General features: G+C 74.9%; 15 protein-coding genes. 6 read left to right on the forward strand and 9 right to left on the reverse strand.

The annotated features are described in order from the left end of the window. Positions 1 to 15 precede the first annotated feature (15 nt). Together D4B81_RS08145 and D4B81_RS08150 are read right to left on the reverse strand one after the other, a co-directional pair. Positions 16 to 1,257 carry an ABC transporter permease gene (locus tag D4B81_RS08145; RefSeq protein ID WP_122261947.1) on the reverse strand — a complete coding sequence of 414 codons (1,242 nt, stop codon included), beginning with the start codon at positions 1,255 to 1,257 and terminating at the stop codon, positions 16 to 18. Further along, entirely contained in the window at positions 1,254 to 2,135 is an 882-nt protein-coding gene (locus tag D4B81_RS08150) for an ABC transporter ATP-binding protein (RefSeq protein WP_122261948.1), read from the reverse strand. The genes D4B81_RS08145 and D4B81_RS08150 overlap by 4 nt, the downstream gene beginning before the upstream one ends. Positions 2,136 to 2,277: 142 nt before the next feature. Here D4B81_RS08150 and D4B81_RS08155 point away from each other — a divergent pair, with 142 nt between their 5' ends. Beyond that, positions 2,278 to 2,805 carry an N-acetyltransferase gene (locus tag D4B81_RS08155; protein ID WP_122261949.1) on the forward strand — a complete coding sequence of 176 codons (528 nt, stop codon included), beginning with the start codon at positions 2,278 to 2,280 and terminating at the stop codon, positions 2,803 to 2,805. Between the two features lie 19 nt (positions 2,806 to 2,824). Here the strand turns inward: D4B81_RS08155 and D4B81_RS08160 are convergent, their stop codons facing one another. Beyond that, positions 2,825 to 3,517 (reverse strand): response regulator, encoded by a 693-nt coding sequence (locus tag D4B81_RS08160; RefSeq protein ID WP_122261950.1) that lies wholly within the window; start codon positions 3,515 to 3,517, stop codon positions 2,825 to 2,827. Next, positions 3,514 to 4,944, reverse strand: a complete 1,431-nt coding sequence (locus D4B81_RS08165; protein WP_122261951.1) for a sensor histidine kinase — start codon at positions 4,942 to 4,944, stop codon at positions 3,514 to 3,516. Before D4B81_RS08165 ends, D4B81_RS08160 begins: the two co-directional genes overlap by 4 nt. Before the next feature lie 97 nt (positions 4,945 to 5,041). On the opposite strand from D4B81_RS08165, the gene serS reads away from it, so the two are divergent. Together serS and D4B81_RS08175 are read left to right on the forward strand one after the other, a co-directional pair. Beyond that, the gene (gene serS / locus D4B81_RS08170; RefSeq protein ID WP_122262127.1) at positions 5,042 to 6,340 is read left to right on the forward strand and encodes a serine--tRNA ligase; all 1,299 of its coding nucleotides are present in this window, start codon (positions 5,042 to 5,044) and stop codon (positions 6,338 to 6,340) included. Positions 6,341 to 6,443: 103 nt separating this feature from the next. Beyond that, positions 6,444 to 7,514: a diacylglycerol/lipid kinase family protein gene (locus D4B81_RS08175; protein ID WP_202613626.1), complete on the forward strand. Its 1,071-nt coding sequence runs from the start codon at positions 6,444 to 6,446 to the stop codon at positions 7,512 to 7,514. 39 nt (positions 7,515 to 7,553) lie between these two features. Here the strand turns inward: D4B81_RS08175 and D4B81_RS08180 are convergent, their stop codons facing one another. Together D4B81_RS08180 and D4B81_RS08185 are read right to left on the reverse strand one after the other, a co-directional pair. Further along, positions 7,554 to 8,114 (reverse strand): dihydrofolate reductase family protein, encoded by a 561-nt coding sequence (locus tag D4B81_RS08180; protein ID WP_122261952.1) that lies wholly within the window; start codon positions 8,112 to 8,114, stop codon positions 7,554 to 7,556. 81 nt (positions 8,115 to 8,195) lie between these two features. After that, positions 8,196 to 8,612, reverse strand: a complete 417-nt coding sequence (locus tag D4B81_RS08185; protein WP_122261953.1) for a winged helix-turn-helix transcriptional regulator — start codon at positions 8,610 to 8,612, stop codon at positions 8,196 to 8,198. Positions 8,613 to 8,717: 105 nt separating this feature from the next. On the opposite strand from D4B81_RS08185, the gene D4B81_RS08190 reads away from it, so the two are divergent. After that, positions 8,718 to 9,605, forward strand: a complete 888-nt coding sequence (locus D4B81_RS08190) for a S1C family serine protease (RefSeq protein WP_122261954.1) — start codon at positions 8,718 to 8,720, stop codon at positions 9,603 to 9,605. On the opposite strand, the gene D4B81_RS08195 is transcribed toward D4B81_RS08190, so the two are convergent. After that, positions 9,553 to 11,739 carry a hypothetical protein gene (locus D4B81_RS08195; RefSeq protein ID WP_122261955.1) on the reverse strand — a complete coding sequence of 729 codons (2,187 nt, stop codon included), beginning with the start codon at positions 11,737 to 11,739 and terminating at the stop codon, positions 9,553 to 9,555. The genes D4B81_RS08190 and D4B81_RS08195 overlap by 53 nt on opposite strands. Before the next feature lie 99 nt (positions 11,740 to 11,838). Here D4B81_RS08195 and D4B81_RS08200 point away from each other — a divergent pair, with 99 nt between their 5' ends. Next, a complete protein-coding gene (locus tag D4B81_RS08200) occupies positions 11,839 to 12,285 on the forward strand; it encodes a DUF4446 family protein (protein WP_202613627.1) in 447 nt (148 codons plus the stop codon). Between the two features lie 42 nt (positions 12,286 to 12,327). Here the strand turns inward: D4B81_RS08200 and D4B81_RS08205 are convergent, their stop codons facing one another. Beyond that, entirely contained in the window at positions 12,328 to 13,182 is an 855-nt protein-coding gene (locus D4B81_RS08205; RefSeq protein ID WP_237565898.1) for a glycosyltransferase family 2 protein, read from the reverse strand. Between the two features lie 16 nt (positions 13,183 to 13,198). Then, a complete protein-coding gene (locus tag D4B81_RS08210) occupies positions 13,199 to 14,098 on the reverse strand; it encodes a DUF5926 family protein (protein WP_122261956.1) in 900 nt (299 codons plus the stop codon). Positions 14,099 to 14,135: 37 nt separating this feature from the next. On the opposite strand from D4B81_RS08210, the gene D4B81_RS08215 reads away from it, so the two are divergent. Further along, a complete protein-coding gene (locus D4B81_RS08215) occupies positions 14,136 to 15,206 on the forward strand; it encodes a 3-hydroxyisobutyryl-CoA hydrolase (RefSeq protein ID WP_122261957.1) in 1,071 nt (356 codons plus the stop codon). Positions 15,207 to 15,275: the final 69 nt, after the last annotated feature.

Here is a 15,275-nt window from a genome sequence, read left to right on the forward strand (position 1 = left end):
CCTGCGCGGTGGGACTCAGTCCTGCAGCGTCATCGCCCGACGCCAGGTCAGGCTGCCCGAGGTGTGCAGGAGCGAACGCTGGTACAGACGCGCGCCGAGCCGGATGGTCAGCAGGCAGAAACCCAGGACGAGCAGGAGCGCGACCACTGGCTCCCACCACTCCACCTTGCCCTCGAGGATGCGCATCGGCATCAGGATCGTCGACATGACCGGCACGAAGGAGGCGATGGTGCGCCAGATCCCCTGCAGGTTGATCCCCACGATGAAGACGGCGACCAGCAGCATGGTCAGCGGCATGGTCGTGGACTGCAGGTCCTCGGCCCGGGAGGCCAGGGAGCCGGCAGCGGCCCACACGCAGGCGAGCGCCAGGAAGCCCAGGACGAAGAAGGGGATGTACCAGGCGATGCCCTCCGCCAGCCCGGGCAGGGCGACGTCGTAGTCGGTGAAGGCCAGCCCGACCAGCCCGACCGCGACGATCAGGACCATCTGGCCCAGAGCCAGGGCGGTGCTGCCGAGCACCTTCCCCAGGAGCAGGCTGCGCACGGGGATGGCTGCGGAGAGGATCTCCACCAGGCGGGACTGCTTCTCCTCGACCGCGCTGCTGGCGATCTGCATGCCGAACATCAAGGACGACATGTAGAAGAGGATCGCGAAGACGAACCCGAGGACGAAGGCCATGAACCCGTCGGAGCCGTCGTCCTGGGCCGTGAGGTCCCTGGTGCTCAGGCTGGTGCCCGCCATCAGCGAACCCAGGTCGGTGCCGGCCTCCGCCGCGTTGCGCGTCATGGCATCGGTGCGCGCCGCGTCCGCCAGCACGAGCTCGAGGTCGCTGGCCGTCGGGCCCTCGTCGACCACCTCCCACCCGTCGGCGGTGGCGATCAGCCCGTAGTCCACGTCCCCCGAGCGGGTCGCCTCCTCCACCGCCGAGGCGTCACCCAGCTCGACGCTCACGAGCTCGGCGGCCGGGTCCTGTGCGGTCGCCGCCTGCTCCGCCATGGCTACGATGCGGGTGCCGTCCCCACCCTCGACACCGATGCGGTAGCTCATCGAGCCGCCGCCGAGGAAACCCTGCAGCAGGATCAGCGCGAGCAGGATGACCAGGGTGAGAGCCGTGGACATGAGGAAGTTGCGGTCGCGGAGCCGGACCTGGATCTCGCGGGAGGCCACGAGCTTCCAGGGATGGCGCAACCCCGGGGCGGCCGCATCTGCGGCCGGCCGCGCCTGCGTCGGCGGGGTCAGGGTCCGGGTCGTGCTCATGCCGCCACCTCTCGGTAGATCTCGGACAGGGTCGGGCGGATGCGGCTGAACTCGCGCACGCCGCCACGGGCGACCGCGTCGGTGAGCAGCCGCTGGGCGACCCGCTCGTCCTGCGGCTCGACGAGGACGGTGGGACCCTCGAGGTCGATGACCGTGACACCGGCCACCCCGCGGACCCACCCGGTGTCCCCGGTGGTGGTGAGCCGGTAGCGCAGCGGCGCGTCGGCGCGCAGCGCCTCGGACGTGCCCTCGGCCACGACCCGCCCCTGGTGCAGGACCACGATCGAGTCGCACAGCCGGTCGACGAGGTCGAGCTGGTGCGAGCTGAAGAGCACCGGCACCCCCTGGGAGGTGTGCTCCCTCAGCAGCTCGCTCATCTGGTCGACGGCGGTCGGGTCGAGACCGGAGAACGGCTCGTCGAGGATGAGCGCCACGGGGTCCCCCAGCACGGCGGCGATGATCTGCGCCCGTTGCTGGTTGCCGAGCGAGAGCTCCTCCACCTTGTCGTCGACGCGGTCCGCCAGTCCGAACCGGTCGAGCAGCTCGACGGCGCGCCGCCGCGCCGGCTGGGCCTGCATGCCGTGCAGCTGGGCCAGATAGACAAGCTGCCCGAGGACGGGCTGCTTGGGGTAGAGGCCACGCTCCTCCGGCATGTACCCGAACCGGGCCCGCACCGCGCGCGTCGCCGGCGTCCCGTCCCAGTGCACCTCGCCGGAGGTGGGTGCGAGCACCCCCATGACCATGCGCATCGTCGTCGTCTTGCCGGCACCGTTGCCGCCGACGAATCCGACCATCCGGCCGGCCGGCACCTCGAAGGTGACGTCGTCCGCGGCCAGCACGTCGCCGTACCGGCGGGTGAGGTTGTGCAGCTCGAGCATGGTGCCTCCCAGGTCCGCCCGTTGATGTCCCCACGCTAGGCGCCCCCGGGCGGCACGCACATCGGTCCCCCGGCGGAGACCGCTCCTCCGTCGCGAGGCGGACACGGCGTGCGTGCCGGCGGGACCGGTGCCACCATGGGGCATGTCCTGGCTCCCCGACGGCTGGCAGCACCCGACCCGGTTCGACCTGGCCTCCGGTCACCACCTCCGTCCGATCCGGGCGAGCGACATCGACGTCGACTACCCCGCCGTGATGGGTTCGCGGGAACGGCTCTGGGCGACCTTCGGAGAGGTCTGGGGCTGGCCACCGGCGGACATGACCGTGGAGCAGGATCGCGAGGACCTGGCCCGGCACGAGCGGGAGATCGAGGCGCACGAGTCGTTCAACTACGCGCTGTTCGCCGACGAGGAGGAGTCTGCGCTGCTGGGCTGCTTCTACATCGACCCCCCGGAGAAGCAGGGCGCCGACGCCGACGTGTCGTGGTGGGTCGTCGACGAGCTGGTCGGGTCCGAGGTCGACGCCCGCCTGCCGGAGGCGATCGCCGCGTGGCTGGCCCGCGACTGGCCGTTCCGCACCGTCCGCTACCCGGGTCGGGACCTGACCTGGGCGGAGTGGGAGCTCCTGCCCGCGGCGGACCCCGCCCCGGCCGCGCAGGACCCGCACACCTGAGGGGATCCGGCGCAGGACGTCATACCCCGGGTGTGACCAGCCCCGCGTCGTAGGCCGCGATCACCGCCTGGACCCGGTCGCGCACGCCCAGCTTGGCGAGCACGTTGGAGACGTGGGTCTTGACCGTGGCCTCGGTGACGAAGGCCTGCGCCGCGATCTCGGCGTTGGACAGCCCCTGCGCGACGAGCACGAGGATCTCCCGCTCCCGGTCGGTCAGGCGCGGCAGGGGTATGGCGTGCCCCTCCGCCCCGCCCTGCTCGGCGGGCTCGGGCGGGCCGGCCTCGCTGCCCGTCATCCTGCTGATCACCCGGCGCGTGACCTCCGGGGCGAGGAGGGCGTGCCCGTGCGCGACCGCCCGGACCGCGTCGACGAGGTCGTCCGGGTCGGCGTTCTTGAGCAGGAACCCGCTGGCCCCCGCCTCGAGCGCGTCGAAGAGGTAGTCGTCGCGGTCGAAGGTGGTCAGGATGACGACCCTCACCTCGGGGTGCGCGGCGATGATCCGCCGGGTGGCCTCGATGCCGTCGAGCACGGGCATCTGCACGTCCATGAGCACCACGTCGGGGCGCAGCTCGGCGACCGCCGCCACGGCCCGGGCGCCGTCCGGCGCCTGCCCCACCACCTCGAGGTCGTCCTCGACCGAGAGGATCATCGCGAACCCCTGCAGCAGGAGCGGCTGGTCGTCGACGAGCAGGATCCGCAGGGGGGCGCTCACCCGACCACCGCGGAGGCGGGGGCCGCCGCAGACCTGCTGCGCCCGTCGAGCGGGAACCAGACCCGCACCCGCCACCCGCTCGAGCCGGTGCGCGGGCCCACCTCGACCCCGCCACCCAGGTGGTGGGCCCGCTCGCGCATCCCCCGCAGACCCAGCCCGGTGCCGGAGGTGCCGACGCGGGCGGTGCCGTCGTCGACGACCTCCACCTCGAGCCGGTCGGCGTCCTCGTCGACCCGCACCACCGCCGAGGCGGACCGGGCGGTGGAGTGCCGGTGGACGTTGGCGAAGGCCTCCTGGACGACCCGGTAGGCGGACAGCTGCACCGGCGGCGCGACCCTGGCCGCGGCACCGGGGGCCGACTCCACGACGGTCACCGACGCGCGGCAGGTGGGGGTGCTGGCCCGCTCCGCCAGGGCGGGCAGCTCGGCCAGCGTCGGCTGGGGGCTGCGGCCCGAAGGTGACCACTCGACGGCCGACCGGCCCGCCCCGTCGCCCGGGGGCACCGGCGCTCCTGCGGGCGCGGGCGGCATACCCGGGTCGACGTCGTCGCTGCGCAGGGTGCCGAGCAGCTCGCGCATCTGCCCGACCGCGTCCCGCGAGGACTGCTCGACCGCGCTCAGCGCGGTCGCCGCCGCCGCCGGGTCCCGGTCCATGACGCGGCGCGCCGCCGCGGCCTGGACACCCATCACCGAGACGTGGTGGGCGACGACGTCGTGCAGCTCCCGGGCGATCCGCAGCCGCTCCGCGACGACGGCCTGGTCGCGCAGCCGGGCGGACTGGGCCTCGATCGTCGCCGCCTGGGCGACGACCTGCGCGGTCCGCCGCGCGCCGTTCCAGGCCAGCTGGCCGAGCAGGATCGACCCGCCGAAGAAGAGCACGTTGTTGAGCAGGGTGAAGCCGACCACCGCGACCGGCACCTCGAAGAGCCCGATCTGCTCGGGCACCTCGTCGGCGAAGTAGCTCATCATCTGCTGCACCCCGCGACCGAGCGCGAAGGTCCACGCCAGCCACGCCACCATCAGGGTGAGGACCAGCCCGACGGCCGCCACGAGCGCGCGGCGGTCGCGCGCCCAGGAGACGCCGGAGAAGATGAGGAAGAAGTAGAGGACCTGCATCGGCAGCGTGCTCAGCGTCATCGGCAGGACCATCCCGGTGACGAGCATGTGCACCCCGACGAGGACCGTCACGAGCACCGGGCGGCTGCGGCGGAAGGCCACGAGAGCCGCCAGGGACGCCATCGCGAGGTACTGCCACGGGATGCCGTGAGGCTCCTCGTCGAAGGCGCCGAGGCTGCGCATGAGCTCGGCCCCGAGCGCGATGACGACCATCGCGCCGAGCGCCAGCCAGAGGTCCTGCCGGAGGTGGGCGCGGTCGGGCTGCGGGCGCTCCCAGGCCTCGTCCGCCCCGCTCCAGCTGTCGATCGACATCACCGTCCCAGGGTAGGCGCCCCTGCCGACGAGGCGCCTCGGCCGGAAGTCGGAGGACCGGGGGCGCCGGTCTCCGTCGCAAGTAGGCTTGGGCGCCATGATCGACATCCGCGAGCTCCGCGCCGACCCCGACCGCGCCCGCACGAGCCAGCAGGCCCGTGGCGAGGACCCCGGACTCGTCGACGTCGTGCTGTCCGCGGACGAGCGGCACCGCGCCGCGCTCGCCCAGTTCGAGCAGGCCCGGGCCGAGCAGAAGGCGTTCGGCAAGAGCGTCGCCCGCGCCCAGGGCGAGGAGAAGCAGGCCCTCCTCGCGCAGGTCAAGGACCTGGCCGGCCGGGTCAAGCAGCTGGACGCGGAGGCCGGCAGCGCGGTGGAGGAGCGGGACGCCGCCCTCCGGCGCATCGGCAACGTCATCGTCGACGGGGTGCCGGTCGGTGGCGAGGACGACTACGTGGTGCTCGAGGAGGTCGGCGTCCCGCGCGACTTCGAGGCCGAGGGGTTCGCCCCGCGCGACCACCTCGAGCTCGGCGAGCTGCTGGGCGCGATCGACACCGTGCGCGGCGCCAAGGTGTCGGGCGCACGGTTCTACTACCTCCTCGGCGCCGGGGCCCGGCTGGAGCTCGCCCTCATGGCGCTCGCCCAGCAGATCACGCAGGAGGAGGGGTTCGTCCCCGTCGTGGTGCCCACCCTGGTGCGGCCCGAGACGATGGCCGGCGCCGGCTTCCTCGACGCCCACGCCGACGAGGTCTACCGGCTCGAGGCCGACGACCTCTACCTCACCGGCACCTCCGAGGTCGCGCTCGCAGGCCTGCACGCCGACGAGATCGTCGACCTGGCCGCGGGCCCGCTGCGGTATGCCGCCACCTCCACCTGCTACCGGCGCGAGGCCGGGTCCTACGGCAAGGACACCCGCGGCATCTTCCGGGTCCACCAGTTCACCAAGACCGAGATGTTCGTCTACTGCCGTCCCGAGGACGCCCAGGCCGAGCACGCGAACCTGCTGCGGATCGAGCGGCGGGTGCTGGAGGCGCTCGAGCTGCCCTACCGGGTCATCGACGTGGCCGCCGGCGACCTCGGCGGCCCCGCCGCCCGCAAGTTCGACTGCGAGGCGTGGATCCCGACGCAGGGCAGGTACCGCGAGCTCACCTCGACCTCCAACTGCACGACCTACCAGGCCCGGCGGCTCGGCACGCGCGAGCGCGCCGAGGGTGGCGGGACCCGCACGGTCGCGACCCTCAACGGGACGGCGCTGACCAGCACCCGCCCGATCATCGCGCTGCTGGAGAACCACCAGCAGGAGGACGGCTCGGTCCGTCTCCCCGAGGCGCTCCGGCCGTTCCTCGGGGGCGAGGACGTGCTGTTCCCGGTCGGGCCGCCGCCGGCCCGGACCGTCTGACCGTCCGGCCCCGCCGTCGCCGGGCCGTCGCCGGGCGGTCGCGGCCGGGTGCCGGTTGGTCGCCGGTTGGGTGGGGGCGCCGCGGACGGCTAGCGTGACGTCCATGACCGATCACACGCAGCCCGGGGTGCGGCGGGCGGCGATCATCGTCAACCCGACGAAGTTCGACGACGTCCCCCGTGTCCGCCGTCTCGTCACCGAGGCCTGCCGGCGGCACGGCTGGGCCGAGCCGCTCTGGCTGGAGACGACCGCCGAGGACACCGGGGCGGGTCAGACCCGTGAGGCCGTGGAGGCCGGGGTCGACCTGGTCTGCCCGCTCGGTGGCGACGGCACGGTGCGCACCGTGGGTGAGATCCTCGCCGGCAGCGACGTGCCGATGGGACTGCTCCCCGGTGGCACCGGCAACCTGCTGGCCCGCAACCTCGAGCTCCCGGTCGACTCGCTCGACGAGGCCCTCACCGTCGCCCTCACCGGGCAGACCATCCGCATCGACACCTGCCGCCTGGACCTGGTGCGGCCCACGACCGCCCAGCTCGCGGCGCGGTTCGACGACGAGACCGACCCAGCCGACACGGTCGACTTCTCCGACGCCGTCGACGACCGCTCGGACCCGGCGGTGCGGGAGACGCACACCTTCCTCGTCATGGCCGGCCTCGGCTTCGACGCGGAGGTGATGGCCGGGGTGCCGGAGAAGCTCAAGTCGAAGGTGGGGTGGCTGGCCTACCTGGTCTCCGGGCTGCGCCACCTCAAGGGACCGCAGTTCACCGTGGCGGTGAAGGTGGACGACGAGGATCCCTTCCGGCGTCGGGTCCGCAGCGTCATGGTGGGCAACGTCGGCCGGCTGCAGGGCGGCATGGAGCTGCTGCCCGCTGCGGTCGCCGACGACGGCAGCGTCGACGCCGTGCTGCTCTCCCCCGACGGGTTGGTCGGCTGGGCCGGGGTCCTCGGCCAGCTCGTCACCCGGCAGCGCATCGGTCACTCCCGGGTGGACCACGTCCAGGGCCGGGAGGTGCGGGTCGTCTCCGACAAGCCCGTCGAGCTGGAGATGGACGGTGACACGGTCGGCTCGGCGATCGCCATGCGCATCGTCATCGAGCCGGGCAACCTCACCGTGCGGGTCCCCGCGGGGTCGACGCGCCACATCGACGCCCTCGCCGACACCGCGGCCGGCTGAGCCGAGGCGGGCCCGCCGCACGGTGTCGTCCCGGCACCCTCAGGGCCGGACCTCGTAGGCCAGGTGCACCACCCCGGAGCTGAACCGGTGGTGCTCGACGAGGCGGAGGTCGAGCCGGAGCCCGGGCGGCAACCAGGGTGTGCCGCCGCCGACGATCACCGGTGCGGCGTAGTACTCGACCCTGCGCACGAGACCGGCGTGCAGCGCGTGGGCAGCCAGGTCGGGGCCGCCCAGCCCCACGTCCCCGTCCACGCCGTCGACGAGCCGGGCCACCTCGGCCGGGTCGAAGCGCCGGACGAGCCTGGTGCGGGAGGTGTCCACCGAGGGCAGGGTCGTGGAGAACACCACCTTGTCCCGGGCGCGCCACTGCTCGCCGTACTGCCGCTCCACCGGGTCGGCGTCCGGCCCCGTGCCGTAGGTCTGCCAGACCCTCATCACCTCGTAGAGGCGCCGGCCGTAGAGCTCGGCCCCGACCGCCCGGTCGCGCTCGTTGAGGTAGGCGTGCACCTCCTCGTCGGGGGCGCACCAGGAGAAGTCCCCCTCCTCGTCGGCGACGAACCCGTCGAGGGAACCGATACCGACGTAGACGAGGCGTCCCATCCGTGGATCCTCCCGCGTCCCTGCGCCGAGAGGCAACCGGGCGGCCGCCCCTGCGACGGCGGGTCCCGCCGGCCCGTCGCCTCAGCACCAGACGTCGGCCGTGGTCTCCTCGCGCGCCACCGCGCGGTCGCACGTCGGGCACCACGGACGGGTGCGCACCGGGGTCCCGCAGGCGCCGTGGGTGGCCCCGGCCGGACGCCCCTCGCGGACCGCGCCCCACTCGGCGAGCGCCGTCACCGCCCCGGCGAGGGTCGTCCCAGCCTCCGTCAGGGCGTAGCGCATCCGGACGGGTCGGCGCTGGTAGGGGACCGCGGTCACCAGGGCGTCAGCGCTGAGGGCCCGGAGGCGTGCGGTCAGGATGTTCGGGGCGATGCCCTCGACCTCCGCCTGCAGCTCGGAGAAGCTCCGGTCGCCCTCGAGCAGGGCCGCGACGACGCGCAGGCTCCACCGGTCGCCGATGCGGGTCACCGCGGCCTCCAGCGAACCGGCGTCGATCATCCTCGCATCGTAGAGGACCTAGTCACTTGCATAATGCAAGTGACCATGCTCAGATGGGGACCAACGGGTGCGTGAGCTCACCCGGTGACCCAGGAGAGGTGCGACATGACGGCGATCCAGGAGCTGGAGGAGCGGACGAGGAGCACGGCGGGAGCGGTGGGCCGCTCCGTCGTCTCGATCGGCCGGGACGGGCGCGGGACCGGGTACGTCGTGGGCGTGGGGCGGGTCCTCACCAACGCGCACAACCTGCGCGACCGGACGACGCAGGTGAGGTTCGTGGACGGCGAGCCGGCGCAGGCCTCCGTCGTGGGGAGCGACGTCGACGGTGACCTCGTCGTCCTCGAGGTCGACACCGGCGACGCCCCGGTGCTGGACTGGGCGAGCGACCCCGTCACGACGGGGGACACGGTCGTCGTGGCGTCGGCGGGGCAGCACGTCCTGCGGGTCACCTGGGGCCAGGTGACCGGTGTCGAACGGGGATTCCGGGGTCCGCGGGGCCGCCCCGTCCACGGGGCCCTCGAGCACACCGCCCCGGCCGCCCGAGGGTCGTCGGGGGCTCCCGTGCTCAACCGTGCGGGGCAGGTGGTCGGGGTCAACACCCACCGGCTGGAGCACGGCTTCTACCTCGCCCGCGCCGCCGACACCGAGCTCCGCGCGGCGGTGGCGGCCATGCAGGAGGGCCGCTCGATCGAGCCGGTGCACCTCGGGGTCGCGCTCGCCCCCAGCGCCGTGGCGCGGCGGCTCCGGCGTGCCGTCGGCCTCGCCGACCGCGACGGCGTCCTGGTCCGCACGGTGGTGGAGGGGTCGCCCGCCGGGGCGGCCGGGATCGCGGTGGGTGACCTGCTCGTGACCGCGGGCGGACGGGCGCTGGCCACCCCCGACGACGTCATCGCCGCCCTCACCGGGCTGCGGCCCGGTGACGACCTGGTCGTGGACCTGGTCAGGGGTGAGACCGGGTCGACGGTGACCGTGCGCTTCCCCGGCCAGCCCTGACGACGGGCTCGTTCGCCACCACCACGATGGCGGTGGCGATGAGCAGGGCCAGGGTCAGCGCGACGGCGGCGATGCCCGAGTCGTTCAGCGCCCAGGTGAGGGCCATGGCCACGGCTCCCGCGAGCAGGGCCGGGCGGATCCCCGGCTCGCGCCACAGGGCGGCCGTCCACCCGGGCCGACGCGTGGCCGCCACGACGGTGACCAGGACGAGCGCGAGCACGGCCAGCCAGGACAGCGGGTAGGACACGAGGATCCCCAGGCTCTGGCTGAGCTTGCGACCCACGATCCCCGCCGCCTCACCGTCGAGGGTGCTCTGCACGAAGTCGCCCAGGTGGGTGCGGCTCTGCGGGCCCCGGGCCCAGTCGAGGACCATGACCGCGCCGGCCACCACCGCACCCGCGAGCGCGAGCAGCGCCATCGAGCGCGGCCGCCAGGGCAGGCCCAGGGCCGACAGCAGGAGCAACCCCGTCGCCAGCACCGTCGCCGGCACCCCGCCGAAGTCGGCCCCCGCCTGGGGCGCGGCGTTCACGACGGTGGTGCCCACCCCGAGGACCAGCACGGCGGCCGCCGCCTCCCGCCGCGGGAGCCTGCTGAGCAGCACCGCGGCGGCCACCAGGAGGGCGCCGAGCATGGTCCCGAAGCCGACGTTGCCCTGCCCGTAGAAGCGCCCGGCAGTGACCGGCTGCAGACCCAGGACGGAGACCAGCCCGAGGCGGGAGGACGCGAGCACGTCGACACCCAGGACCGCGAGCGTGACGCCGGCGACGACCGCCACCGGCCCCAGGGGGTCGCGGCGCCACGGGCCAGCCCACGCCAGGACGGTCACCAGCGCCGCCGCCGCCAGGACCGCGCCCACCAGCGCGACGACCGGCTGACCCGCGCGCCACCACGGGAGGATCCCGGCGAGGAAGGTCGCCACCGGGACCGCCATGGCCAGCGTCGCGACGACCGCCACCACCCGCCGGCGGCGCAGCCCCACCCCGAGCGCCAGCACCGGGAGGACGAGGACCGCCAGGGCGCCCAGCGCCCACGGCGCCAGGCGCTTGCCGTCGCTCACGCCGGCCGCGAGCTCCCGGGCGTGGGCCGCCGGGTCCTCGCGGGCCCCGTCCTCCACCGCCACCACCACGGGCGGCCCGCCGGCCAGCGCACCGTCGTCCGACGCCCCCGTCCGCACGCCGACCGCCTGCAGGAGCCCCACGGTGAGGTCGGTCAGCTGCACGAGGCCCACCTGCCGGGTGGAGACCGAAGCCAGGCTGCGCGGCCCGCTGTCCTCGGCGACGAGCGTGCTGAGCAGGACCGTCGCCTCCGCCCGCCCGGCGGTGTGCCCGGTCCCCGCGACGACCAGCCGTGACCCCGCCGGCAGCTGGTCCACCAGGTCGCCGACCGCCGCGTCGACACCGGCCAGCACCCCACCCCGGTCCCCGTCGAGGACCTCCGGCGCGGCGACGAGGTGCAGGTCGCAGGACGGCACCAGCTCCGGCGCTCCCTGCGCGGTGACCCCCTGCTCCTGCAGGTGGGCGACCTCCCCGTCCGGGTCCGCCGCCCCGAGCGCCGCCCCGGCCCCGTACGCCGCCACGCAGCCCCCCGCCTCCTCCACGAGCCGGGCCAGGGTGCCGAGCTGCGGCCCCAGCGCCCGCCGCTCGGCCGACTCCTGCCACCGGTGCCACGCGCGCGGGTCGACGCCCGCCGCCCCGACGACCTCACCGACGACGGGGTATGCCGCGCCCGCCGACCCGTCCGCGGCGCCTTCCGAGCCGTCCTCCCCGCCGCGCCCCCGCTCCTCCCTCGCGTCGACGCACCCGGCCACGTCCGTCGCCGCGCGCTGCCCCGCCCCGAGCGTCAGCCAGGCGTCGGCGGCGCAGGTCACCTCGTGGGTGCCGCGGACCACGAGGGCGGCCGACGCCCCCTCGCGGGACATCCGCTCGAGCACCGGTGTGGTCGTGGGGCCGACGAGGTCCCACGTCAGGCCGGGGACCCCCACGAGCACCACCGGCGCATCCTCGACCGGGGCGAGCGCGGGCGGCGCCGCCGTCCCCGCCGCGGACAGCGGCCGGTCCCCCAGCACCGCCCCGAGCAGCCAGGACGCCAGCACCGCGGCCACCAGCGCCCACGCGCCGTACCGGTGCCTCGGCATACCCGTGTCCTCTTCCGTCGGCCCTTGGCTGGTCGTCCCCGGCATCGTGCCACGGCGCGGTGGGCGCGGGCTGGACGCGGCACGGCATACCCTCGCCTCGTGGATCCCGCCCTCCCCACCCTCGCCTGGGTCGCCGTCGGTGTCGCCGTGCTGGCGCTCGCCGTCGCGGCCTTCACGGTGCGGCGGCTGCGCGTGGTGGACCGCCAGCTCACCCGGCTGGTCGAGGCGGGGGCGCCGACGGACCCGCCGCTCGACCGCATCGGCGCGCTGGAGACCCAGCTGGCGCAGGTGCGGGGCGACCTGACGCAGGCGCTGCGGCACGTGGCGGTGGTGCGCTACGACGCGTTCGGGGACATGGGGGGAAGGATGAGCTTCAGCGCGGCGGTCGTGGACGACGACGGCGACGGGTTCGTCCTCAGCTCGATCCACGCGCGGGGGGAGAGCCGGACCTACGCCAAGGGGATCGTCGGCGGGGACTCCGAGGTGGTGCTCACGCCCGAGGAGCGGCAGGCTCTCGACGCCGCCAGGACCGGGTCGGCCGACTGAACGCGGGTGCTCCGGGACGCCGTCGCTGACCGGAGGACGCCCTCAGAGCTCGTGCCAGCCCCCGCGGAGCCGCCGGCGCACCTGGTCGAGCGTCGGGCCGCCCCGCTCGCGAGCCTGCCCCGCGAGCCGGGAGGTCTGCTCGCGCACGACCCGCGCCCCTGCGAGCCCGCCCTCGCGCACCCGGTCGGGGACGCCGGACCGGTCGGCGACGGCCCGGGCGACGTCCGCGAGCTGCCGGGCGCGGTGCACCTGGGCACCGAGGTCACGGCCGGTCACGCGGTGGTGCAGCTCGCAGGGCACCTCCATCACCCGGCCCCCGCCGCGCAGCACGTCGATCGTCAGCCCCACCTCGACGCCCCACCCGGCAGCGAGCGGCAGGGCCCCGTCGAAGGCCTCCCGGGTCAGGCAGCGCTGGCCCGAGAGCGGCTGCTGCGGCGCCCAGCCGGTGAGCCTGGAGATCCCCTCGCGGGCGGTGCGGACCACGATGCCGAACCCGCCCCCGGGCCGGTCCTGGGGCGGCAGCACCGCGATCGTCATGTCCGCCATGCCGGCCAGCACCGGCTCCACGACGGCGGAGAGGTTGGCCGCGGATGCCTGCAGGTCGGCGTCGGCGAAGAGCAGGGGGGCTCCCGGTGCCAGCTCGGCGGCACGCGCGGCACCGGTCTCCAGGGCGGCCGACTTGCCCCGGTTGTGCCCGTGCCGGACCACGTCGACCCCGCCGGCCCACTCCGCGACGGTGGCCGTCTGGTCGCTGGACCCGTCGTCGACGACGACGACGTGCGTGACTGCGGGGATGCGCCGCAGGGCGGCGATCGTCGCGCCGACGCGCTCCTCCTCGTCCTTGGCGGGGACGACCGCCACGACCCCTGCTGCGACCCGCCCGGCCGGCACGCTCACGGCATACCTCGTCGGGTCAGCGCAGGGTGACCTGGCGGGAGACCAGGCCGTCGCGCGCGCGACGCTCGTCGGTGGACAGGGGCTCCTCGACGGTGAGCGCCTGCTCGTAGCGGGCCTGGAGCGCGGCCAGCGGCTCGGCGAAGGTGGCCGCCTCGGCCTGCGGGTCGACCTCGATCACGGGGACGAGCAGACCGTTGGCGCGGAAGGCTCCGAGCAGCTCCGTGCCCTCGCCGAGGGTGTGCTCGCCGGCGGCCTGCAGGCGCGCCATCGCGCGGGTGGCGGCGTCCTCGTCCTCGCCCAGGATCCACCGGACGTAGGAGCGACCGGTCATCCGGCACCAGTACGCCGACGGGGCGCCGTCGACGCGCTCCATCGGGACGGCGCTGTCGTTCATCTGCTCCAGCGCCGCGCGCTGCTCGTCGGTCGCGTCGTCGGCGAGCCAGAACCCGAAGTCCTGGTGCACCGTGACGTCGAGCTCCTGGCCGTCGGCCAGCAGGTCCTGCAGGCGCGGGGTGTCGGCGGTGGCGGGACGGATCGAGTTGACCGACGTGCCGGGGTCGGCGGCGAGCGCGGTCAGGACCGCCTGCGCGATGTCGCGGGAGGCGTCGCCGCTGGAGGTGCGGGACTGCAGCGCGACGAGGACCTCGCCGTTGTCACGGTGCAGGGCGGGGATGGCGCCCGGCAGGACGGAGACGAGGGTGACCTCGTGCTCGCCGGCGGGGACGGGGTGGCCCTCCACCTCGGTGCCCTCGGGGACGACGACCGTCACCGGCGCGGTCGCGGCCGGCAGGATCTCGCTCATCGCGACCCAGTCGGTCTCGTCGTGCAGCCCCTCGAAAGGCCGGGCGACGTACGGTGCGCGCCGCGGCTTGGGGGTGGCGCCCTCGGCGCGCTTCTTGCGTGATGCCTTGCCCATGCCGGGGAGTCTACGTGCGTGGTTAGAGTCCCTGAGCATGAGGAACAGCGACGAGCAGCTCGTGTGGGAGCCCGCGCCCGGCCACGGCGACGAGGTCCTGTATGCCGTGGACGGCCGCCTCGGGCGGGCGCGGCTCAACCGGCCGCGGGCCATCAACGCGTTGGACCGGGCGTCGGTGGACTCGTTGCTGGCTCAGCTGACCGCGTGGGCCCACGACGACGCGGTGGGGGCGGTCCTCCTCGACGGGGCCGGGGAGCGGGGGCTGTGCGCCGGGGGCGACGTGCGGGCGCTGCGGGAGGCGGTGCTGGCGGGGCGCCACGACGAGGCGGTGGCCTACTGGGAGGCGGAGTACGCCGTGGACGCGCTCATCGCCGACTACCCCAAGCCGTTCGTGGCCTGGATGGACGGGATCGTCATGGGGGGCGGGGTCGGGGTGTCCGCGCACGGGTCGGTGCGGCTGGCGACCGAGCGGACGCGGCTGGCGATGCCGGAGACGATCATCGGGTTCTTCCCCGACGTGGGCGGGCTCTGGCTGCTGTCGCGGGCGCCGGGCGAGCTGGGCACCCACGTCGCCCTGACCGGTGCGCCCGTCGGTGGTGCGGACGCGGTGCTGCTCGGGACGGCGGACGTGGTGGTGGCCTCCTCGGGCAAGGAGGCGGTGATCTCGGCGCTGCGCGCGGACCCGACGCTGGGCGCGTCGGCGCTGGTCGACGCGGCGGGTGGGGACGGCGGGGCGGAGGCGTCCTGGCTCGCGGCCAACCGGTCCTGGATCGACGAGTGCTACGCCGGGGAGGACGCGGGAGTCATCGTGGACCGTCTGCTGGGGCACCCGGAGGCGCCGGCTCGCGAGGCCGGGGCACTCGTGGCGGCGCGCTCGCCGCACTCGGTCGCCGTGACGCTCGAGGCGCTGCGCCGGGCAGCCTCCCTGGACGTGCACGGGGTGCTCGCGCAGGACCTGGTGCTGGGGTCGGTCTTCGCCCGCCACCCCGACTTCGCCGAGGGCATCCGCGCCCAGGTCGTGGACAAGGACCGCGCGCCGCGGTGGGCCGCGGCATCGGTGCGCGACATCTCGCGCGCGGAGGTGCTGGCGGCGTTCGGGGAGTCCTGATCGAGCGCCCGCCTGGGTGCGCCCCCGGCCGGCGGTGCTGCCGACGCCGTCCCGTGAGAGAGCGTCCCG

Source organism: Ornithinimicrobium cerasi (assembly GCF_003702705.1).
In the GTDB taxonomy this organism is placed as follows: domain Bacteria; phylum Actinomycetota; class Actinomycetes; order Actinomycetales; family Dermatophilaceae; genus Ornithinicoccus; species Ornithinicoccus cerasi.

Bases quoted from the DNA above. Each gene is read 5' to 3' on its own strand.
- D4B81_RS08145 (WP_122261947.1), bottom strand. From the start codon at position 1,257: ATGAGCACGACCCGGACCCTGACCCCGCCGACGCAGGCGCGGCCGGCC.
- D4B81_RS08150 (WP_122261948.1), bottom strand. From the start codon at position 2,135: ATGCTCGAGCTGCACAACCTCACCCGCCGGTACGGCGACGTGCTGGCC.
- D4B81_RS08155 (WP_122261949.1), top strand. From the start codon at position 2,278: ATGTCCTGGCTCCCCGACGGCTGGCAGCACCCGACCCGGTTCGACCTG.
- D4B81_RS08165 (WP_122261951.1), bottom strand. From the start codon at position 4,944: ATGTCGATCGACAGCTGGAGCGGGGCGGACGAGGCCTGGGAGCGCCCG.
- serS (WP_122262127.1), top strand. From the start codon at position 5,042: ATGATCGACATCCGCGAGCTCCGCGCCGACCCCGACCGCGCCCGCACG.
- D4B81_RS08175 (WP_202613626.1), top strand. From the start codon at position 6,444: ATGACCGATCACACGCAGCCCGGGGTGCGGCGGGCGGCGATCATCGTC.
- D4B81_RS08180 (WP_122261952.1), bottom strand. From the start codon at position 8,114: ATGGGACGCCTCGTCTACGTCGGTATCGGTTCCCTCGACGGGTTCGTC.
- D4B81_RS08185 (WP_122261953.1), bottom strand. From the start codon at position 8,612: ATGATCGACGCCGGTTCGCTGGAGGCCGCGGTGACCCGCATCGGCGAC.
- D4B81_RS08190 (WP_122261954.1), top strand. From the start codon at position 8,718: ATGACGGCGATCCAGGAGCTGGAGGAGCGGACGAGGAGCACGGCGGGA.
- D4B81_RS08195 (WP_122261955.1), bottom strand. From the start codon at position 11,739: ATGCCGAGGCACCGGTACGGCGCGTGGGCGCTGGTGGCCGCGGTGCTG.
- D4B81_RS08210 (WP_122261956.1), bottom strand. From the start codon at position 14,098: ATGGGCAAGGCATCACGCAAGAAGCGCGCCGAGGGCGCCACCCCCAAG.
- D4B81_RS08215 (WP_122261957.1), top strand. From the start codon at position 14,136: ATGAGGAACAGCGACGAGCAGCTCGTGTGGGAGCCCGCGCCCGGCCAC.